The 19,600-nt window shown below is 34.6% G+C and carries 28 protein-coding genes; 10 read left to right on the plus strand and 18 right to left on the minus strand.

The window, feature by feature from the left end:
• The first annotated feature begins 444 nt into the window (after nt 1-444).
• Genes RLO81_RS09695 through RLO81_RS09715 form a run of 5 tightly spaced genes read left to right on the plus strand, consistent with a single transcriptional unit; the run spans nt 445 to nt 2,853 of the window.
• Nucleotides 445-711, plus strand: coding sequence for a helix-turn-helix domain-containing protein (locus RLO81_RS09695; RefSeq protein WP_350110685.1), 267 nt, complete (start codon nt 445-447; stop codon nt 709-711).
• Nucleotides 701-1,138 (plus strand): hypothetical protein, encoded by a 438-nt coding sequence (locus RLO81_RS09700; protein ID WP_350110688.1) that lies wholly within the window; start codon nt 701-703, stop codon nt 1,136-1,138. The genes RLO81_RS09695 and RLO81_RS09700 overlap by 11 nt, the downstream gene beginning before the upstream one ends.
• 3 nt (nt 1,139-1,141) lie before the next feature.
• Nucleotides 1,142-1,411, plus strand: coding sequence for a plasmid mobilization protein (locus RLO81_RS09705; protein ID WP_502880445.1), 270 nt, complete (start codon nt 1,142-1,144; stop codon nt 1,409-1,411).
• Nucleotides 1,386-2,213: a relaxase/mobilization nuclease domain-containing protein gene (locus tag RLO81_RS09710; RefSeq protein WP_350110694.1), complete on the plus strand. Its 828-nt coding sequence runs from the start codon at nt 1,386-1,388 to the stop codon at nt 2,211-2,213. The genes RLO81_RS09705 and RLO81_RS09710 overlap by 26 nt, the downstream gene beginning before the upstream one ends.
• Nucleotides 2,197-2,853: a hypothetical protein gene (locus RLO81_RS09715; protein ID WP_350110697.1), complete on the plus strand. Its 657-nt coding sequence runs from the start codon at nt 2,197-2,199 to the stop codon at nt 2,851-2,853. The genes RLO81_RS09710 and RLO81_RS09715 overlap by 17 nt, the downstream gene beginning before the upstream one ends.
• 37 nt (nt 2,854-2,890) lie before the next feature.
• Here the strand turns inward: RLO81_RS09715 and RLO81_RS09720 are convergent, their stop codons facing one another.
• From RLO81_RS09720 to RLO81_RS09795, 16 genes are all read right to left on the minus strand, one after another.
• Complete coding sequence (locus tag RLO81_RS09720; protein ID WP_350110700.1) at nt 2,891-3,568, minus strand: hypothetical protein; 678 nt, start codon at nt 3,566-3,568, stop codon at nt 2,891-2,893.
• A gap of 32 nt (nt 3,569-3,600) precedes the next feature.
• Nucleotides 3,601-3,972, minus strand: a complete 372-nt coding sequence (locus tag RLO81_RS09725; protein ID WP_350110703.1) for a hypothetical protein — start codon at nt 3,970-3,972, stop codon at nt 3,601-3,603.
• A 3-nt stretch (nt 3,973-3,975) separates the two neighbouring features.
• Nucleotides 3,976-4,641 carry a hypothetical protein gene (locus RLO81_RS09730; RefSeq protein ID WP_350110706.1) on the minus strand — a complete coding sequence of 222 codons (666 nt, stop codon included), beginning with the start codon at nt 4,639-4,641 and terminating at the stop codon, nt 3,976-3,978.
• 23 nt (nt 4,642-4,664) lie between these two features.
• Nucleotides 4,665-5,021 carry an excalibur calcium-binding domain-containing protein gene (locus RLO81_RS09735; protein ID WP_350110709.1) on the minus strand — a complete coding sequence of 119 codons (357 nt, stop codon included), beginning with the start codon at nt 5,019-5,021 and terminating at the stop codon, nt 4,665-4,667.
• Nucleotides 5,022-5,119: 98 nt separating this feature from the next.
• Nucleotides 5,120-5,464, minus strand: coding sequence for a hypothetical protein (locus RLO81_RS09740; protein WP_350110712.1), 345 nt, complete (start codon nt 5,462-5,464; stop codon nt 5,120-5,122).
• A gap of 8 nt (nt 5,465-5,472) precedes the next feature.
• Nucleotides 5,473-6,666, minus strand: coding sequence for a hypothetical protein (locus RLO81_RS09745; protein WP_350110715.1), 1,194 nt, complete (start codon nt 6,664-6,666; stop codon nt 5,473-5,475).
• Between the two features lie 111 nt (nt 6,667-6,777).
• Nucleotides 6,778-7,200: a GIY-YIG nuclease family protein gene (locus tag RLO81_RS09750; protein ID WP_350110718.1), complete on the minus strand. Its 423-nt coding sequence runs from the start codon at nt 7,198-7,200 to the stop codon at nt 6,778-6,780.
• Between the two features lie 259 nt (nt 7,201-7,459).
• Nucleotides 7,460-8,539, minus strand: coding sequence for a DUF4917 family protein (locus RLO81_RS09755; protein ID WP_350110721.1), 1,080 nt, complete (start codon nt 8,537-8,539; stop codon nt 7,460-7,462).
• Nucleotides 8,532-8,912, minus strand: coding sequence for a hypothetical protein (locus tag RLO81_RS09760; RefSeq protein ID WP_350110724.1), 381 nt, complete (start codon nt 8,910-8,912; stop codon nt 8,532-8,534). Before RLO81_RS09760 ends, RLO81_RS09755 begins: the two co-directional genes overlap by 8 nt.
• A 38-nt stretch (nt 8,913-8,950) precedes the next feature.
• Complete coding sequence (locus RLO81_RS09765) at nt 8,951-9,253, minus strand: DUF4236 domain-containing protein (RefSeq protein WP_502880446.1); 303 nt, start codon at nt 9,251-9,253, stop codon at nt 8,951-8,953.
• Nucleotides 9,250-9,663: a hypothetical protein gene (locus RLO81_RS09770; RefSeq protein ID WP_350110730.1), complete on the minus strand. Its 414-nt coding sequence runs from the start codon at nt 9,661-9,663 to the stop codon at nt 9,250-9,252. Before RLO81_RS09770 ends, RLO81_RS09765 begins: the two co-directional genes overlap by 4 nt.
• 4 nt (nt 9,664-9,667) lie before the next feature.
• A complete protein-coding gene (locus RLO81_RS09775) occupies nt 9,668-9,826 on the minus strand; it encodes a hypothetical protein (protein ID WP_350110733.1) in 159 nt (52 codons plus the stop codon).
• 96 nt (nt 9,827-9,922) lie between these two features.
• Nucleotides 9,923-11,059 (minus strand): toll/interleukin-1 receptor domain-containing protein, encoded by a 1,137-nt coding sequence (locus RLO81_RS09780; RefSeq protein ID WP_350110735.1) that lies wholly within the window; start codon nt 11,057-11,059, stop codon nt 9,923-9,925.
• A gap of 84 nt (nt 11,060-11,143) precedes the next feature.
• The gene (locus RLO81_RS09785; protein ID WP_350110738.1) at nt 11,144-11,866 is read right to left on the minus strand and encodes a response regulator; all 723 of its coding nucleotides are present in this window, start codon (nt 11,864-11,866) and stop codon (nt 11,144-11,146) included.
• Between the two features lie 7 nt (nt 11,867-11,873).
• Nucleotides 11,874-13,697, minus strand: coding sequence for a tetratricopeptide repeat-containing sensor histidine kinase (locus tag RLO81_RS09790; protein ID WP_350110741.1), 1,824 nt, complete (start codon nt 13,695-13,697; stop codon nt 11,874-11,876).
• Between the two features lie 59 nt (nt 13,698-13,756).
• The gene (locus tag RLO81_RS09795; RefSeq protein WP_350110744.1) at nt 13,757-13,939 is read right to left on the minus strand and encodes a hypothetical protein; all 183 of its coding nucleotides are present in this window, start codon (nt 13,937-13,939) and stop codon (nt 13,757-13,759) included.
• Between the two features lie 352 nt (nt 13,940-14,291).
• Between RLO81_RS09795 and RLO81_RS09800 the strand changes: the two genes are divergently transcribed.
• Complete coding sequence (locus RLO81_RS09800) at nt 14,292-15,065, plus strand: hypothetical protein (RefSeq protein WP_350110747.1); 774 nt, start codon at nt 14,292-14,294, stop codon at nt 15,063-15,065.
• Here RLO81_RS09800 and RLO81_RS09805 read toward each other — a convergent pair.
• Complete coding sequence (locus tag RLO81_RS09805) at nt 15,060-15,287, minus strand: helix-turn-helix domain-containing protein (RefSeq protein WP_350110750.1); 228 nt, start codon at nt 15,285-15,287, stop codon at nt 15,060-15,062. The genes RLO81_RS09800 and RLO81_RS09805 overlap by 6 nt on opposite strands.
• Before the next feature lie 84 nt (nt 15,288-15,371).
• On the opposite strand from RLO81_RS09805, the gene RLO81_RS09810 reads away from it, so the two are divergent.
• The 3 genes from RLO81_RS09810 to RLO81_RS09820 all read left to right on the plus strand — a co-directional run bounded on the left by RLO81_RS09810 (nt 15,372) and on the right by RLO81_RS09820 (nt 16,468).
• Complete coding sequence (locus tag RLO81_RS09810) at nt 15,372-15,602, plus strand: hypothetical protein (protein ID WP_350110753.1); 231 nt, start codon at nt 15,372-15,374, stop codon at nt 15,600-15,602.
• Between the two features lie 16 nt (nt 15,603-15,618).
• Nucleotides 15,619-16,161 carry a hypothetical protein gene (locus RLO81_RS09815; RefSeq protein WP_350110756.1) on the plus strand — a complete coding sequence of 181 codons (543 nt, stop codon included), beginning with the start codon at nt 15,619-15,621 and terminating at the stop codon, nt 16,159-16,161.
• Between the two features lie 109 nt (nt 16,162-16,270).
• The gene (locus tag RLO81_RS09820) at nt 16,271-16,468 is read left to right on the plus strand and encodes a hypothetical protein (RefSeq protein ID WP_350110758.1); all 198 of its coding nucleotides are present in this window, start codon (nt 16,271-16,273) and stop codon (nt 16,466-16,468) included.
• A 1,170-nt stretch (nt 16,469-17,638) separates the two neighbouring features.
• On the opposite strand, the gene RLO81_RS09825 is transcribed toward RLO81_RS09820, so the two are convergent.
• Nucleotides 17,639-19,024: a pyridoxal phosphate-dependent decarboxylase family protein gene (locus RLO81_RS09825; RefSeq protein ID WP_350110761.1), complete on the minus strand. Its 1,386-nt coding sequence runs from the start codon at nt 19,022-19,024 to the stop codon at nt 17,639-17,641.
• 213 nt (nt 19,025-19,237) lie between these two features.
• On the opposite strand from RLO81_RS09825, the gene RLO81_RS09830 reads away from it, so the two are divergent.
• Nucleotides 19,238-19,600 (plus strand): hypothetical protein (locus tag RLO81_RS09830; protein WP_350110764.1); only part of this gene is annotated, 363 nt, incomplete at its 3' end.

The raw sequence follows: 19,600 nt of genomic DNA on the forward strand, positions 1-19,600 counted from the left end.
GTCACAGGTTCGAGTCCTGTCCCCGCTACCATCAAAGGCCCTTTTTAAGGGCCTTTTTTATTTTGGTACAACACTGGTACGACAATTTTCTCAAACAGCTAAATCTTTCCTTAGAACTTCTTTTTTTCTAATGCTGTGTCAACTCAAAGGGTAGTGTCATACAATTTAGTATAGTGCCCAATCTTTGTGACTCTATTTAATTCTTTATATATGTTCATTTTTCAAGTTGATTTTTAACCTAGATTTCTCATGTCGGATATGAGTTTTCGATAAATCTTTATAGCGTAAAAATTCTAGGAAGACATTTTTTTAAAATGCTAAAAAACACAATAAAATGAAATAAAAAATGTATTAATATTATAAATATAGCAAAAATATACTAAAAATAACATATTGACTATGTAAAACAAAATAAATTTCTTTGCTAGATTAATTAGAGAAACCATGGACGATATAAATACTTACAATGATTTTGTTCGAAGTCTGATTGAAGAGATAAGGCGGTTAAATGAGAAAATGGACAACCATCTTCCAAAGAGGTGGCTAAATAGATATGAGGCCGCGGAATATGCCAATATGGATGTTCAGACTTTAGATGGGTTGAGAAATACTTTAAAATTGGAGTTTACCATGGTTGGTAGAAGGGTAATAATTGATCGTGAAAAAATAGACGAATACTTAACAAAAAATACACATGGATATGGAAAATAAAATTGATGATAAATATATCGATGGTTATAATGATGCTTGCGAATTAGAGGTTAATTCAACACCAACACAAGACGCAATTTCAATGCATTATCTTACAGAAATGAGTAATAATAAGAATGTTTCAGATTACTCTGTAGGATTTGTTTGTAGGTCTCTTTTGTATTCACATGAGACAAACAATTTATCTAAAGAGAACTATGATAGAATAATGAAGAATGTAGTTAATCCTCATTTATCTAAGATAGACCAGGCCAAGGAAGATGAGATTACTCGATATGGAGAATTGCAAGTGGAAAGTGTTAAGAAAAGGTCAATTGATAATGACCCAGATATTGCTCAGAAGCAATCCCAACAGATACAGCAAAGCGATCAAATCTCTAAAAAGAAGGACATTTCAGGCGATAAGAGAAATGATCTTTCAATGTAAATGATGGCCCGCAAAGAACGTATCATGGCCAGAGTAACACTCTCTGAAAAAAGGATTATTGAAATTCATGCTCAGAAGGCTCATAAAACTGTGGGTAAATACGTCCGAGATAGGTGCCTGAAAAATAGAGATTCTTCAATAGGGGATAGGAGAGTAACACAAGCCTTGTATTTAGTTAATGATCGATTGAATAAGGAAGAAAATGAACAATGGATTGCTTATTTGAAAAGTATAAAAAGTGTATTAAATGGTAATAAACATCCTACCTATTAAGGGATCGCCCTTACCTACTGTAAAATATTTAATTGATCCAACTAAGCATTGGGAATTAATTGATTCGAATGGAATAGACACTAATCAAAAGCCAATTGGGATTTCTTATGATTTTGAAAGCATGCGATCATTACGACCTAACATAAATAATAGATACTTTCATATCATTTATGCAACAGCTGAAGAAGATGAGGTTTCCAATACACTACTCAAGATGATTCAAGATGAAATTAAGAAGTCAATAAAACCACCAAACACAGACTATGAGCCATTGTGCTTAGTAATAAGACATAGAGAAAAAGAGAATGACGGCACACATGAACATAGCCACTGTCACATGGTTGTTTCGAGAATCTTGCCAGATGGTGCATTAATCGATGATTCATTTATTGGCTTAAGGCTCTTACTACTTTCTCAAGCACTGGAAAAAAAATACAATCTAAAAAGAGCCAAGGATTTTGAGAATAAGAGGAAGAAAGAGTTAAAGGCATTACTAAAGGAGGTTACAATAAATAATAGAATCAGTTTAGAGGCTCTTAATGGTAAGCTTAGTTCGATTGACTACAAAGCAACGCGTACTCATAATGCTGGAGGAACCTTCATAAATATATTTCATAAAAAATCTCCCCTAAAATTCTCATTTCATGAGTCAACATGGAAGGAGGAACAAAATGTTATTGAAGAAAAAACAATTGTATTGAATACAAATAAAGGAGGCCGGAAAGTCGCAGTTAACAGAAAGATGGACAAAGATATTAATCACCAAAATAAGAATTCAAAAAGTAATGGCATTGAAAGATGAATTAGTTGAAAACCTGCTTGAGGCTCATGAAATAATCAAAAGTGACAAGCGAGGTCAAGATGAGTTGTTGAAAAGAATAGAAACTCTGTTTAAGAGTAATAATTATGATGTTAACCTTCTTCAAGATTTAGAGTACTTTATTTCTTCGGAAGAATTCTTTCAAACAATGCAAACTCATATTTTCTCTTCTGATGAAAGAAATGAGTTTTTAGAAGAGATTGAAAAACATCGAGTTAACTTGTATTCTTTAGCTACTAATTTGCATGAAAGGTTAAATGAGAATGAAGAGTACATTGAAATAATCTCAAATAAAAATGATAATGAACCTTTTTTAAGAAGGTGGTTTAAGCCTCTAATAATATTTTCTGTGGCAATTACTATGATTTGTATTACTTCCTTAGTCATTAACTTCAAACAATTTGCCGATTATCAGCCTCCCAATAGTGACCTTATAAATATTATTTATTTCAACCTGGATAAGGATTCTACAGGTGATTTTACAAAACTGGTTAATGACTATTTGGATGATGTCGATGGCACAAGAATGCATGTTGATTCTATTGCACAGCGCAAAAGAATGGAGCTAATTGATAAGCTCAATAAAGAAAATGCAAAGAGGAAATTATTGATCCACAAATAAAGCTAAGCGAATTACCACAGCAACAGAGCAATCTGAGTTAAAATTTTTGAAACTCCTTCTGCGGCTTTAGTCTTTCAATAAGAGCTTGCTGAATTTCATTGTAGTTATTACCAGCACTACTTTTGATGCTATTATAAATGTAGATTCTTTCATGGCTTGTAAAATTGGCAATGAATAGACTTTTATAGTCCTGCCTGTTACTAACCTTAGAGTCATCAATCATCTTCCATATGCTATAAATACTGCCTAGAAATAACGGATTGTTTTCAGGAGTATATCTTTTAAATAATTTCTCTTTGATCTCATTATTGTCTTCATTGTTGCTCATTGATAGCGATTCAATAGCTAAGAAGAATTCCTTAAAGCCTTCAACACCTACTTTATCATTAAAACGGAATTTTTGTTTTGCAATTTCTAAAGACTGAAGAGCTGAAAAGAAAATGGTATCAAACCGTTCTTCATTCATTTGAGCTTGCTGTTTTTCCTGGAGCATTAGTGCATGATATAGGAACAGAACGCCTGCTAGACTCCATATGCTACCTAATATACCTCCTATAAAATCTCCTATTGAGCCAAGATCCTCAAAACGGGCATCAGATAGAAGCCAAAAGATATAACTAACAATAATTATGAAGATCGGAGCCTTGATAACTAAGAACTTGGCCCAATCCAAATAGCCTTTTGAGGCTAAATACTTCGCTATATCATCTAACATTTCTATTAAATAAAGGTGAAAAGTGCTTTTACCTAATTGTTAAATGTAATGACAGAGGCATTGCTCATATTGCTATCAAATACAAGCCCTTCGGCATTAGGATAGTTTTCTTTAGAAATTTCTATCATACGGTTTAGTACACTGTTGAAATCAGCATTCTTAGCTGCAGTTCCTGCAATACCTTCAAGTATTTGACCAAACTTCTTTTTCCCTTTGGTTGCTTCATTCATCTGATTGATAAGATCATTTTTTACACTTCCAATTACACGGTATTGCATTTGTGGTTGGGAAAGGATATAAATATATATCCCTTGTTTTTGTACCACTTTTGCGTCCTCCTTAACTGGTTGTAATTGACAAGAGCATAGAGTACATAGAAAAATTATGGGTAATATTTTTTTCATCTGTCACTCTAAAGTTGAACCGTCCGCAAAAATTATTTTTTCAGGGTTCCATGTCACTTTCATGTCATTCAGGTCTTTACTTCTTAAAGTTTGATCTTCATCATTGAACTGATTGTAATCCGATTGTGCATTCCAGGTGGTTTTCTTACCAGCACTTATTGGTTGATCATAGACAAAGTTTATTTCTTTAATTATATCATCGAAGAGATTGGTAAAAACAACGCTGCCTTTTATTGCTCTAATGTCTCGATCACTTTTGTTCTGAATTACGAACTTATATGTGATATATTTCTGATAATTATATTCTGAGAAAGATTTTTCGAAGCAACCTACTGAAACTGCTTTGGTTAATTTCTTAATTCTTTCTTGTTCTTCTTTCAGTGCTTTTTGTGCAAGTGCTGCTTGCTCTGCTTCTTGAGCCTCTTTTTCTTTTTTAATCTTTTTAGCATCTGCGAGTATGTCGTTGTAGGTGTATTGCTCTAAATCTTCACCTATCATCTTCAATCTAATCATATTTCCAGCCAGCAACATCAATTCTGTTGAGTCTAAATGATTTCTAATTTCTTTTAAGTCAGATTCGGAAGAATTTGGGTCAAATTTTTTTTCTAAAGGGGAAGTACAAGACGTAAGCACGATAATCCCTAAGATCAAATAAGTTAGTTTAGACATAACATTGTTTATTTTAAATAATTTTAACTACATCTACAACCTGTTCCGGTTATCCATTGACAGCATGGCCCACCACATTCGCTTTTATTCTTACCTGAGCAGCCGCAATTAGAAGTTGTAGGACATCCGCTGCCACTACCACTTCCTCCATCACTACCTGATCCTCCACCTGAGCTTAGATGCTCGCATGCGATTCCGTCATTATCAGCATCAAGATCTCCGCGGCATTCCGGGTCAGCTAGTAGTGCTGCTTGAGCTTCTTCTTGAGTAGCATAATCTGCGCAGTTGGTATCAGGGCAGGGTGATCTATCATTTGAATCACAACCAGATAATGTGAAAAGTGATATTGTTATGAAAACTGAAAATAGTAACCTGAACATTTGCTTTGTTTTTCAGGCAAGTAATCAGTTTGTAGTTATGTGGGCTAATTAGTTTTCCGAACGGGAATATTGGGTTTCCGAAATCAGAATTTTAAATTTCAGGGCTGTTCAAAGAAAATTCCTAAATTGTAGTTTACTTCTAAAATCCCTTCATCGTAACTGTACAGGTACGGAGAATATCTAAAAAACATATAGATTTCGGTACCATTAATTTTATAAAGGTTTGATGATACTTTATAGACTTCAACCTCATAAGTACCTGACTCAACCTTAGTGGGAACATAGATTTCATCAATTTCTTCACCATCTTCATCCAAAGTGTAGTACTCAAGATCTATTTTTTTGTAGAAACGAATCACATCATGTTCATCCCAATCTTTATAGGATTGAGAATAAGATATTGTACTTAAACAACTGATTATAAAGAGTAAAAGCGATCTCATTTAAGTCACTAATTGTTAATCATTACCAATTCTTGCGATTTTACTATGGCTACCACTTCAATTCCTACGTTAATCCCATAAAAAGTAGAAGGGTTTTTAATGCCTAAATAAATTTGTTCATTGGGTTGAAAGTCAACCTCCATGATTCCAGATTTGAAATTTTCACGAGAGGCAACAGTATAATATGTAAATGGCTGTTTAGTTAAAAAAGGATTAAGGTTGGAGTGATCAATTAAATAAATATCACAATAGTCTGAACCAGGTGGTTGTGATAATTGATCTATTCCAAAACTCAATGCACCTGTTTGATCAACTAATCTTGATAAATCTGAGGCAAGGGTGAGCATGTTTTTGGTATTATCATTTTCAACATCACTTCTTTCGGCAGTGAATTCATAATACCATTTCACAGTACCTTCTGGTAAATTTATAGGTAAATAAGTTCTTGACTTACCATCACCAAAAGTGGCTTTTGAACCACCGTTGAGATAGAAATTTTGAGGTTGCTGTATGACATAGGGAGTATAGACATCCTCTAGCTCTACTTCGCAGTTGAACTCTATGGTTTCTTCAGATGCAGGAATTCTTGAGATTTTCAATGAAACATTTCTGTCAAATGCATGATTGGTTGAGAAAGAAATACCATAAATTCCTCTAGACCCAACATTGAAACGAGTGTTCTTCAAATCCTGAAAATTGTCTTTAGTGAAAATAATTTTTTGTTCGGGGTATGTGAATACTTGTAGTTGATTGGTTCCTTTATCATTGGACATACTTAGATTCAAAACTACCTCATCACCTCTCTCAAAAGCATAATAGACTGTAGGTTGATCTGATCCATCTGAAGTCATGATTCCTGGAATGGAAAAATCGAATTGAGCAACGACTTTTTCAGATAGGTTACTTGATTGAGCTGATTCAAATTCTATTTTTATGACTTTTTGAGTATTCGGCTCAAGACTTAGAATTTCATTTTTCTCATATCCACTCGGGCAAAGACATATCACTTGTAAGTAATGCTCACCAGAAGTAATGGTGAATTTCTCAGGCTTTCCTTTTTGTACTTCACCAATTTTCTCTCCATCGACAATTACTTTTGAGTTAGAATTAGAAACTATAATTAATGACGTGGGATCTTGAGAAAATAGATCTTGAAATGTACTAGTATATATAAGGAGTAGAAGAATTATGTTTTTGTACACACGACACATTTTTATATTACCTTTTCTCTTTCATAATAAGTTAGTAAACTGACACAGTTTTAACAATTTTTTCCTACAAGCGATTGAAGGGGTCGTTCATTCCAAACACGCCTAATGTTTTATTACAATGTTTATTCTTTTTATGAACTTGTGAGGTCCATTGCACTTGACTGTAGTTTTGTCAAATGGAAATGAATTTTTGTACTCTATGTTCAACCTTGGTTGGTTTGAGTTAATTAATGCAGCTTCGACTCTTTCATTATATAATTTATCCACGTAGGTATAGCAAAAACAGATTTCTTCCTTGTTTTTTAATGTACCTTTCCAGATAGGCCAATCTTTATGCTTATTTATTCTATTATTTAAATTATCAGCTTTCCCAATATATATGAGTTCAATTAAAGTTACAGTATCTATTTGTTTATTATAAATACATCTATAAACACCATAAACACCTGATTTATCAGGGAACGAAGATATAGAAGCTTCTAGCCAGTAACCACTAAAGTTTTGATCAAATATTTTCTCAGCCATATCAATTTTTTTAATCGATTAAACTATGTGACATTATAGAACACATTTCGCACATTTATCAATGTCCGTGTAAATTTTTCTCGCTCCTGTTAAAGCACTTTAATAATTTGGGTGCTCTCCTAAATAAGTTCCATCTCTTATAGGTAAATATCTACGCCCTTCTTTATGTACTTTTGTTATTACTATGGCAAACTGACTAAAAGAGAATATATATTCTAAATTAATTTCCTAAGTACCTAAATTAATTTCCGAATAGACGTTAAACCCAAATTTTAGCTGTTTGGGCATTATATAAATTTACTTTACAAAGAAATTTCTTTTTGATTGACTGAATGTGCTCAAAGTCTTTTTTGGTGTAAACTCCAATATACACGCTAAATAGTTTATCACCGGACTTTAAGCCATATTTTGATGCACGATTTATGGCATCGATGATGTGTTCATCATACTCTCCAAAATTAAATCCAAAAGTTATTAATGATCCTTGAACATTGCACAATTCTTCATAGCAATGGGTCAAATATTTATTGTGCATAATGTGTGCTAGTTTTTCTTCACCATTACCAGCGGTAACGAAGATGGGATATTCTTTTTTATCTAATCTTGACTTAATATTTTCGAGAATATAATGATCCGATGTGTACTCTTCTTTGATAATATCAATTCCATTATCAAAAAATGGAAGTGTACCGTGTATGTAGTAGACACTTTGTTCTTTTTTATATTTACCCCAGATTAGCTCAGAATACTGAAATTCTTCTCCCTCTTGATATGCTTCTGGATTGACAATTTCTCTACCAAAGCCATCAACTGCTCCTTTTGCCTTATTGCGCATTAAAACCCAGTATAGAAGTAGGTCATAATTTGTAGTGAAAACTTTGCCATTGCTGGAAATAAAGCCATCTAAAAAATTGAAACAATGTTTACTTTTCTCTTCAGGTATTGTAAAAACATGTTCAGGGTGAAGTTCTTTAATAGAGTCTATTAGGCTATTTTGAAGTGAATTGTGTGAATCTTTAAGTTGATCGATGAAACCTTTATCTGCATTTAACGAAATAGCAATTTCTATAAAGTTATCTAATTGTTGCATCACTAATTCAAAATTCTTTGTGTTAATAGCTTTAAACACTTTGGAAAGTGTTTGATCCTTTAGATTTTGAATGAAGTTGAAAAGTGCATTGTATGAAAAAATATCCTTGTCATAGGCCATACTAAATCCATTACCAAGTAGTAAATGCCTTGTCCGATTCTTTTTCTTTAAATAATCTACAACTGAATTGTAATCGGGTAGTGATTCAAACGAAAGTTCCTTCATATTATTAATTTGAAATTTATTCATGCTGCCAGCATTTTCCACTAGCGTTTTTTGTCATTCTTTTGCAGCGGTTGCCTGTTGTTTTAGCTGTTGCGGAGCATTGTGAGGCTACTGCTTTTAATTCTCTTTTGGGAGGATCAATTACTTTTGAGCTATCAATCTTTGTTTTTTCTCCAGTTACGGCAGTTGGTGGCTTGCATACTTTGCATGCTTCAATGGCTCTTATCTTTGCATCTTTCAGGCTAATCGGGTATTTGCTATGACTTAGGTATCTGCATGATTCTGTATGATACTTGCTCCCGGTTTTAGTAATATAAACTGTTTGTGCATCTGCTTTTTGGCGAGTGCAGGAATAGAGTAAAATTAAGAGGAGAGTATATTTTAAAATACTTTTCATGATCTATTTTTTTACTTGAATAGTACAATAAATAAAAATCAGGTCTTTTTTCCTACTTTATTGTATAAATACACTATCACAAACCATAATAGCCTTGCCAGATTATAGATTACGAGTGCCGATAAAATCAGCCCACCAACCACGAGATAAACAACAAGTCCGGAGCCTCCTTTGCCCCAACTTTTTCTAAAATAAAGCCCTGGTATTCCAGTACGGATTGAAAACCCACGTGAGCCAATAGAACCCCAACCGGTTCTTTGGCTGAAAGAGGCACCGGACTTGCTCAAATTTATTCCAGCCCCCTTACTGAGGTTAACGCGTTTTTGATATCTGAAGCTCAAGTTCTTTTATAATTGTCAATGGCCTGTTCAACTTGGTTAATGAATTTTTGCACATTGTCAGAACTCATACCTTTAATGCGGAAATGAATACTGGTACTAGAGGAGGCAATAGAAATAATATACCTTCGCGTTCCTAAAAATATCAGGAGGCTAATCATTCCAATAGCAAAAAGTATAATAGATCCAGTGCCATCCGTTTCCGACATTAAACCAATTCCAGCAATGAAAGATATAATGGAAACAATTAGATAGATAGGTTGTGAACTATACTTGACCAGTATTCCAGATACCTTATTGAGCATGATACTGGAAATGGTTTTACCATGCTTAAATCTGATTCTTTTAGTAGTAAGTGTAACTTGTTTTGAATCAGATTGCGTAATTAATTCCTCCCTACTAATTAGTTCCATTTTATTATTTGTCAGGACGAATTAATATCCATGAAGCGCCATGACCTCCATCATAGGGACATGGAGGAAAGGTTTCCCCTTTCGATATAGGTATTTCATTGTCTTCGTGAATGCTACACATGTATATTCCTCCCTGAGTACATTTTTCACCTGTCTTTGGCATGATATTAAAGTTTAGTTTAACATTTAAACTAAATCTATATAATTAGAGGAGAGTTAAGAAAATGGATTTCCCAAAGGCAGAATTTAATTTCCGAAACTATAGGACTGCGGTAAACACCCACTTATCATCTTCTTTTTTAAACTGATAAGTTTCAAATGGCAGGAATCCTTGAAAATGATATTCTCGTTTTTTTATCCAATCAGAACGTTTGGAATAGGTGAGGTCAATAGATAGGTAACGTATGTTGTTTTTATAGCTTACTTCAACGGTATAAGTAGTGTCATCAATCTTCTCTTCATTCAGAATTGTATATTCAATTGGTTGGGTATTAATGAATATTGTTTTCACATCCATTTTATGAGGGGATGGGAGGTAATCGATTACAAAAATGTTGGGATACGTAAAGCCGAAATTATTACGTGGGGTTAAATGATCAATTTCAATACCTAAAGCGGGTTCAACGTTTTTCTTGAAACTGAAATCAGCATAACCTGTTTTGAAATAGTATTCGTTCCGATATTGTGACTTAAAACTTTCGTATCTTTCATGGTATTTGGCAACCTGTTCAATAGTAGCAGCCTCACCATTTTGTTTACTCATTTCAGCTCCATGGTCATTTATCACTTTTGCCTGTAAGACGTCTATTCTACTCTCTACTGTTTCCTTAATCAAGTTATTTCCGGGTAAATCTCTTATCACAAAAAACCATAATGAAATAGCTGCAAGAATTAGAATGGATAGTGCTGTTAGTATATTCTTGAAGCTAAATCCGCTTTTTACAGATTTTTGCACTGCAATACGATTAACCAGGCCTTCTTTTTTATGATTTTCTATGGCTTTAATAACCTCAGCGGCTACGATATCGATGCCTTTAGATGATTCTATTCCCCATTTATCTGCTAATAGTGGGTCATATTTTTTTACATCCTCTGTGCTTAGCTTATGCCATATCGGTATTATTAATGAGTCATTCTTACCCCAAAGTGCATGCAACTCTTTTCTGGGCCAATCTTTAGTGAAATAGTTGTGTGTTAGAATTACAACGCCATAGCGAGATTTATTCAGCCCTTCCTTGATTACCTCCTCTATACTTTTGCCAACTCTTAACTCTTGACCTGCATACCAAACTTTAAGGCCTGAATTTTTTAGTTGACCCACAAGCTCGGTTACAATTTCAATCTTGTCCTCAACGGCATAAGAAATAAAAACATCGTATTCATAGTTATCAGCCATAACGCTTTTAGCGGTTAACTTAATCTATAGACAGGGTTACAATCAAATCTACTTTCCCAACTCACTACATGGTTTTCCAAAATATTATTTAATCAGGTTTAGTCTGTTCAAAACCACATCCCGGTTTTTGGTACTCATTTGTGCAACATGCCTGTCACCCATTTTAATCATATTACCTTCTATTTCGGTTATTTTATTAATATTTACAATGTAGCTCTTATGAGTTCTTATAAAGTATGGATTATCAAACTTCTCAAATACTTTGCCCATATTATTTGATAGAATAAGTTCATCGTCAACTGTTATAATTTCGCAATAAGATCTTCCTGCTTTTAAGAACAAGATGTCCTCATAAAGCACCATTTTAGATTTTTGATTATCAGTTCTTACAAAAATACGATCTGTAAGCTTTGAGGCCGTTTTCTTAGGACTATTGCTAGCATTAAAAAATGCAAGTTCCAATGCACGTAGCACATCTTTGGTCTTAAAGGGTTTAGCAATATAGTTAGCTGGAAATGTGGTTTTGGCTCGTTCAACTGTTTTATCATCGATATGATCAGAAAGGTATATAATAGGCACCTTATAAATATCAATTATTTGCTTTGCTGTTTCTATGCCATCCATTTTACCTGCTAGTTGAATATCCATCAGTATTAAATCAGGTTGAAGATTCTTAATATTCGATATAGCTTCTTCCCCGTTATCAAAAACATCAACAACTGAAAAGTCATGTTCTTCTAATCTTGATTTTAAATCTTCAGCAATTAGCAATTCGTCCTCTACAATCAGTACGCGAACCTTTTCCATCTATAGTCTAATTTAATTTCATTTTAAGTTTAAATAATGTGCCGTTATTAACCTTCCAATTTACAGTCGCTCTGAGTTGCCGACTTAAAGTTTCAATTATGTTCAGCCCCATTGATTTTCGTGACGCATTTATGTCGAACCCGGTTCCATTATCTTTTATTTCAATAAAAAGCTCATGGTTGTTTTGAAACACATTAACCCATAACTCTGATTTGACCGAAGCTTTAAATGCATGCTTGAAAGCATTACTTACAACTTCATTAACAATAAGGCCAATGGCAATTATTTTATCCAAATCAATATCTAGCTTTTCGACTTGAACATCAATGTTATTGCCTTCTGTATCAATAGTAAAGCTTTCAGCAAGCTGTTCGATAAGGTCATGTAAATAATCGTGTATGTTAATATTTCTAGCCTCTGATCTTGAATATAGCTTTTGATGCACGATAGCCATGGCATTCACCCTGTTTTCACTTGTTTTAACTGCCTCTAAAGCATTTAAATCTGTAAGAGTTTTTGACTGCAAGCTGAAAATACTAGACAGCAATTGAAGATTGTTTTTAACTCTATGATGCAATTCTTGCATGAGCATTTCAACTTTGAGTTTGTTTCGCTTCTCAGATCTAAATTTATTATAAAGTAGATATGCAATTATTATTACCAGTAAGACCACAACTGATAATATCAAAACCCCAAGCCTGTTAGTTTCAAGTTCTACCTTTTGTAATTCTTTTTCAGCTTCTAGAACTTGAATGGATTGTGCTTGCTTCTCTGTTTCATATTTAGTCTGCATTTCAAATAAAGCAGAAATTCTATCTCTGTTGTAAATGGAATCAGAAACTTCTTGCAATTGCTGGTAGTAATTTAGTGCCTCTGTTTTATCAATAATACTGTAGAGCTTTACTTTCAATAATAAGTTGTCTTTTTTCAGATCTACTAAATTCAATTGGTCGATTATGTAGTTGGCACTATCTAGGTACTTGGAGGCCGAACTATAATCTTTTAATTCAATGCTAAGAGAACCCATTCCATTATATGATACAGCTAGGCTTTCATCGGCACTGTTTGTGTTTAGAAGTTTGGCTTTAGTTAACATTGTCTTGGCTTTATCCAATTCTTTAAATTCAATAAGTATTAATCCAAGATTATTTAGAGTGCTAATCTGTGACTTGTCTGAACCATGCCTATCTTTTATGATGAAGGCCTTCTCAAAGTTTGAATAGGCACTATCTAGCTGATTAAGTTTTTGGTAGGTTAAACCTATGTTGTTTAATGTTGCAGCCTGAGTTTTGAAATCCTGATTAGCTCTTGCCAGCATTAATGTCCGATAATGATATTCTAGCGATCTTTCGTAATCCTTTTGCCGAGAATAGATTAGAGCAATTGTATTGTAACTACTTGCTAATGCTTCAGAATTTTGATCGTGCTGTAGTTGATTAACAGCTTCAAAAAGTAATTCAAGGGCCTTTTCATAACTCCCTCTGCTTTTATGCACAATTGCGCTATTTAATTGAATTAGTGCTTTGCCAGAATTGTCACCTTCCTTCTCATATAATTGAATAGCCTGTTCGTAATAATACAGACTACTGTCTGGCATTCCTATTCGGTAATAGGAGATACCTAAATGTGCAATTATTGAAGCTTGTGAGCCTAACTGTTTGTTTTGAGAATACTTTTTTTCTAGCTTCTTGAAGTAAAAAATAGCACTATCAAATTTTTCTGAGTTAAATAGTTGGAACGCAATTTCATGTGTACCAGTCTGTTGTTTTGATTGAGCAAAGCAGTTCCCAAAGACTATTAGAAGAATTAAAATCAATAGAGGTTTGGTCATAAAAATCAATTTAGTTGAAAAAATAGAAAAACCACTCCTAAGAGTGGTTTTTCCGCTTATTAACTCGATAGTGAATCAATAACTACCAGAGTCTGATTAGGATCAGGTGGTGGCGGAGGTGGAGGTGGTATGGGTAAATCATCTTCATCTCCTTTTAGTGGGCCAAAATCTTCATCTGAACAAGAAGAAAATGTTACAGCAAAGAGTATGGCCAAAATGGGCAAATATTTAAGCTTTTTCATTTCTAATAAATTTTAATTGAACAATGACTAGGGCTAGTTAAAGGGCATGAGCATTCCTGTGTTGAATGTTGTATGAATTCAACTTTTTGATTATCAATTACTTATCGCTCCCTTGTCTTACAAGTGTGGGGTGTCCTCTCTCGAGTATTTGGTCAGCCGTTTTCCCACAAACAGGAGATTCAAATACTGTCGATTAAGACTTTTGAAATGCCTTCGCGAAGGGCACCTCGGTGTGATTAATTAATCTACATTACAAATTTGGTTATAGTATGGCAGTTGATTGTACAGTACAATTACTTGTAATTGCAGATGGATTACTTTTATTTATAGTCAAATTGACTTCAACTTAAATATGGCGAAGAGGTTTAATATTCAAGACTTACAAGTTTTACTAGATCAAATCTCTATTAAGACAGGGGAGTCATTGGACCATTATGGTTTGGGTAAGATTAGTGAAGGGCTAGGCGAGTCCGTTTCGCAGAAATATCTTTATGATAGCTTATTAAGACCTATAAAGAATTCTCAAAAGAATGGAGTTACTGAGTTGAAGCTTTCAGAAGACAAAATTGATAGTCTAGCTAAATATCTTGGTTTTGATAACTTTAAACAGTTCGTTATTGCGGTGAACCAGCCTATAAGTGAAGTTCTAAAGTCATTAGTAGGTACTTATTATTCATATGTTAGAAAGAATGCCGAACAAGCTGTTCTGCTCAAATCTCCAGTATTTATTGAAGAGTTTAACTCTGAAATTAGGCTAATACTTAAAGGACCACAAAGAACTTATCAAGGCATACTGGCATTACAAGATGGCTGTGTGACATGTCTTATGAAAGCTGAAAATAAATCTTTTTATCATGTCTACCAGGTTGGTAAGGCGATTGCTCCCAAGGTAATACAGGGGATATTTTCAGGAGTAACATCAGGAGATGTTCCAATAGGGGGCAGGTGTGTACTTATAAGAATAGACAGTAATTCCCAAGAATTGAACAATACGACCATAAATACTGAAGATTTAAAAAAGTCAGACAGCTTGTTGGACAAAAAATTAGCTAGATATTTTGAAACTTATGAAAGGAATAATCTTAGGATAAATGTTCCTGTCGGGTTTGATCTTGACGATCTATGAGTCTTTTTCAAATAGTTCTGAAACTGGTATTTGGAGGGCATCGGCTATTTGCTTTAATGTGCTTAAAGTAGTGTTTACTTCACCAGATTCAATCCTCATAATTTGACTACGATGAATTCCTGCCAAGTCAGCAAGAAAGGCCTGGGTTAAATTCTTCTCATTACGCAATTTTCGAAGATTGGCTCCAAAATCCTTTATGAATTGCTCCTCTTTATTAATCACATAGCCAAGTTGTATTTACTTGGCTTATGTATTGTTGCATATATGCTACATTAGTATATTTGAGTTATATCAAATTGTATCTCTATGCTATCAGATAAAGCAGCTTACACTTTAGCAGATGCCTTAAAAAAATTGGCTAGTGCTTCAAATACTAAACGATGCGAGCATAAAACAAGCGGAACATGGCAGCCTGGAAAGTTTCATAAATTCATTCAGGTATCTAACAGTGAAGGCTATGCTAATGCTTTTGCGATTTTAGAAAAAGATGACGGGCAGGTGATTTATTGTGACCCTACAAATATCAGGTTTTTATAATTGAAGGTTTTAATGAATGAAAGCTAAACTGAAAAACCTATTTCAAGCTCTGAATTTTAGATTGAGCTGGTTAGATGAAAGAATTAACCACGAAATTCGATTTCTATTTTTTGTTATCGAGTCACTGCTGATAGCCTTATTCTATCTACGGCTAGGTCTGAATCTTCAAATTACTATTCCTTATGAGTATAATTATTGGCAGTATGTGTTATTGGGATATTACTTTTTTCTATTCCTTTTAAGCCCGATGTCATCACAACCACTTATTCCATTTATTCCGGATCATATCATGAATAAATGGGTGCCATTAACAAGGATATCTTTTATAGTAAGCTTTCTTGTTGTAATTCTTGCTACGGTTGTAATAAATTCAAAAGTGGTAGCATGGTCTTATTTTACGATACTTTCATCGCAGGTAGGCATTGTATTCTTGTTGTTTTATACCATGAAACAATGGCATAATTTTCGTGATATTACAGATGAACTAAGCTTTGTAAAATATAGGTTAATGTTACAAATTTTGCAGTTGTCAATTATGCTTATTTACCTGGGGTTCTAGTCCATTTTTAGTATTTAATTCTTCAAGATAACCTGAGCATTTTGGCAGCTGGATATTACGCCTTGCAAGATGTGTTTAGCGCATGCGTTTTTTACTTGAAACTAATCAAATGAGTATTAATAACTTTTTAGAAATTATTAAGGATCTTGAGTGGTACGATTGGGCGATGCTTTTTACTTTGCTTCCTATAATCATTGTGATACTTATCTTCTCGATCAGTCTAAACAAGTACTTACCTGATTTAAATTCTGACAAGGAGGAAAGCAAAAAGAAAAGAAAAATTAAATTATCTAAGAAATATAAATAAACGGATTTGCTCACCCTAGTTAGCCACCCTGGCAAACCCTAGCTAGCAGAGCAAGACATCCTAGCTAGCAACCCTAGCTCACACCCTGGCTACTGATCCTAGACCCTAGCTAGCTACGCTAGCTAGCACTCTAGCTACTGGACCTTGGATCCTTGCTAACGCCCTAGCTCAATCAGTTCGCTCAAAGTTATCCACAATCCGCTCAAGTTCGCTCTCTGGTTCGCTCTCTGGATTCGCTCTGAGCGAGCAGCAAATTCCACCTGAAATGTGTCTTATTTCGCTCTAATTGAATGTTTTGCTCAAAATTCGCTCTCGCTTTACCAATTATTTCGCTCCACAAATTCGCACTGATTAGCTCTCCTTTCGCTCAAGCAGAAATTAGGTTTCGCTCTGTGTTTCGCTCGCCTGGCAATCACACCTTGATCTAAAGTTTATTCTATGTTTGCTTACCATAGGTTACTCTAGCTAGCAGAGCAAGACACCCTAGCTAGCTACCCTAGCAGACCCTAGCTACCGAACCCTAGACCCTATCGATTAACCCTAGCTAAGCCCTGGCTACTGAACCCTAGATCCTAGCGATTAACCCTAGCAGACCCTAGCTACCGAACCATAGACCCTAGCGAGCTACCCTAGCTCACACCCTAGCTACCGAACCCTAGACCCTAACGAGCAACCCTAGCTCACACCCTAGCTGCCGAACCCTAGACCCTAGCGAGCAACCCTAGCTAACACCCTAGCTACAAAACCCTATACCCTAGCCAGCTACCCTGGCAAACCCTAGCTAGCTTAAAAGTTATCCACAATTCGCTCTAGCGAACTTTTGATTTCGCTCTCGGCTTTCGCACTGAGTTATCCACATTTCGCTCAGTGCGAAATGCATATTCGCTCCCTGAGTTTGCAAATAGTTATCCACATTTTCTATTTGTAATTACTCATTCTCCGCTCTAATTGAACATTTCGCTCAAAATCCGCTCTCGTTTTACGCATTATTTCGCTCTACAAATTCGCACAGATTCGCTCAAGCGAAATTTTAGTATTCGCTCTAAATCCGCTCTAGCGGATTCTGTATTTCGCTCAACTTTTGCACAAGTGCAATTGGTACTTCATTCTCAAATCACATCAGCGAGGGAACCTTTTCTGACCTATATCTATGTGTTTCAACTCTAATGTTCACTGTTTTATGCTTGCTAAGATTTCCCCAACCATATAATCAACATCTTTCTTAGTTCTATCAGGATTTCCGAAATAGGCACGCATATATGTTTTACCATGTAATTTAGTTCCCGTAATAAATATGAGCCCTTCATTTTCAATTTTTAAGAGTGCTTTTTGATTTGTTATTTCATTTTGTTCTTCTGTCAGATTATCATTCTCATATCTAAAACAAAGTATGGAAAGAGGGTGAACACGCTCTACTACAAAGTATTTTACTTTTTCAAGTTTAGAAGCGAGGTAATTTGTCATTTCAATATCATGCCTAATGAACTCGATAAGCTTATTGGTACCGTAGAACTTCATAGTGAACCACACTTTTAAAGCGCGAAACTCTTTCGTTAGTTCGATTGTATGTTCAGAGGACTCCCAACGATCTTCTTTATTTGCAGTATAAAGGTAGTCTGGCTCAAAGTGAATGGCTTTAGGTATTTGCTTGAGTAAGATGCAACTAGCTTCAAATGGCACGTACATCCATTTATGAGGATTAATAATGATGGAGTTAGCGTGCTCAATCCCATCAAATTTTGAACTTAGCTCCAGTAAATTTCTTGCTGGCAATCCATAGGCACCATCAACGTGATACCATGTATTAAACTCTTTAGCAATCTGAGCCAATTTTTCTAAATCATCTATGGCGCCCACGTTGGTAGTTCCTGCATTTCCAATTATAGCTAAAGGTTGAAGGCCACTTTCAATATCTTCTATAAGTTGACTCCTGAGCTTGTTTACATCAATTTTAAATTCACAATCAACATCAATTTTGCGAAGGTTTGATCTGCCTAAACCAAGAAAAACCATTGACCTTTCAATGCTACTATGCGATTGATTTGAACAGTAAACAGTGAGCCCTTTGGCTCCCATGAGCCCATCCATTTCTCTTTGTGGAAACTTTGCGGCCAACGCAAAATGAAGTCCTAAATAATTGGACATGGAACCACCTGAAGTCAATAAACCACTAGAATGATCTGGTAATCCTACAAATTCTGCTACCCATCTTATGACCAACTGTTCAAGTTCATTAGCAATAGGGGAGTTATTCCACTTTAAACCGTTCTGGTTATAATACCCTTTGATGAATTCTGCAATAGCACCGATTGGGTTACCACTTCCAGTGATATAGGCTGCAAAACGAGGATCAGTATTTCGGTTTATGTAGGGGAGTATTTCTTTTTCTAAATCACTTAGCAATTGATTAAAGGAAATGCCTTCTGAGTTTAATGTCTTATTTAATGTTGACTTAATTTCTGTCGGGCGATTACTTTTTAATACTTGTGATACTGATTGATTATTATCAAGAAGATTTACTACTTCTGATAAATGGGATTTAAGATTTTCCTTCATTGGTCAAATAGTGATATAATGGTCTAACTAATTTAGGGCAATTAGGAAGAGACAGGTATCTAAGAGGTTCTTTTTCTTATTTCCGAACTTCTATCTTAAAGATTCAAAATAATTTCAATTCACAAGACTCATAATACAAGGAACCTTTTTTTTATAAAAAAATGGTATCTATAAATATATAGGCTGTATGGCGTTCGAAGATAATTAATCATTATGGTTGATGTAGAAATAAGTAACTTAATAGATAGGCTTTACGATATAATATCAGGGAGGAAGGGTGAGCCGAGAAAGTGGTGGCTGTTTGATGAAATTAGCCACCCACAGAATAGAATGTGTGTAATTACGAAAAAAGATCGTGGAGTTAACAATATAGAATTTCTAAGTAATAGCGAATTTATAGAGCATTACATAACAAGTTTTGACGACCCTGCGCCAGATTTTTATGAATATCAGGTTGACTTTGAAATGGTAAAATGTGGAAGCGTTATTCACGTTCTAAGTACTTATGAATCTAAGTATAAACCTGAAGATGATAAACCATTTAAAAAAGGGGTTAATAGTATTCAGATTATGTTT

The sequence above is a fragment of the Fulvivirga sp. genome (assembly GCF_040220315.1).
GTDB lineage: Bacteria > Bacteroidota > Bacteroidia > Cytophagales > Cyclobacteriaceae > Fulvivirga.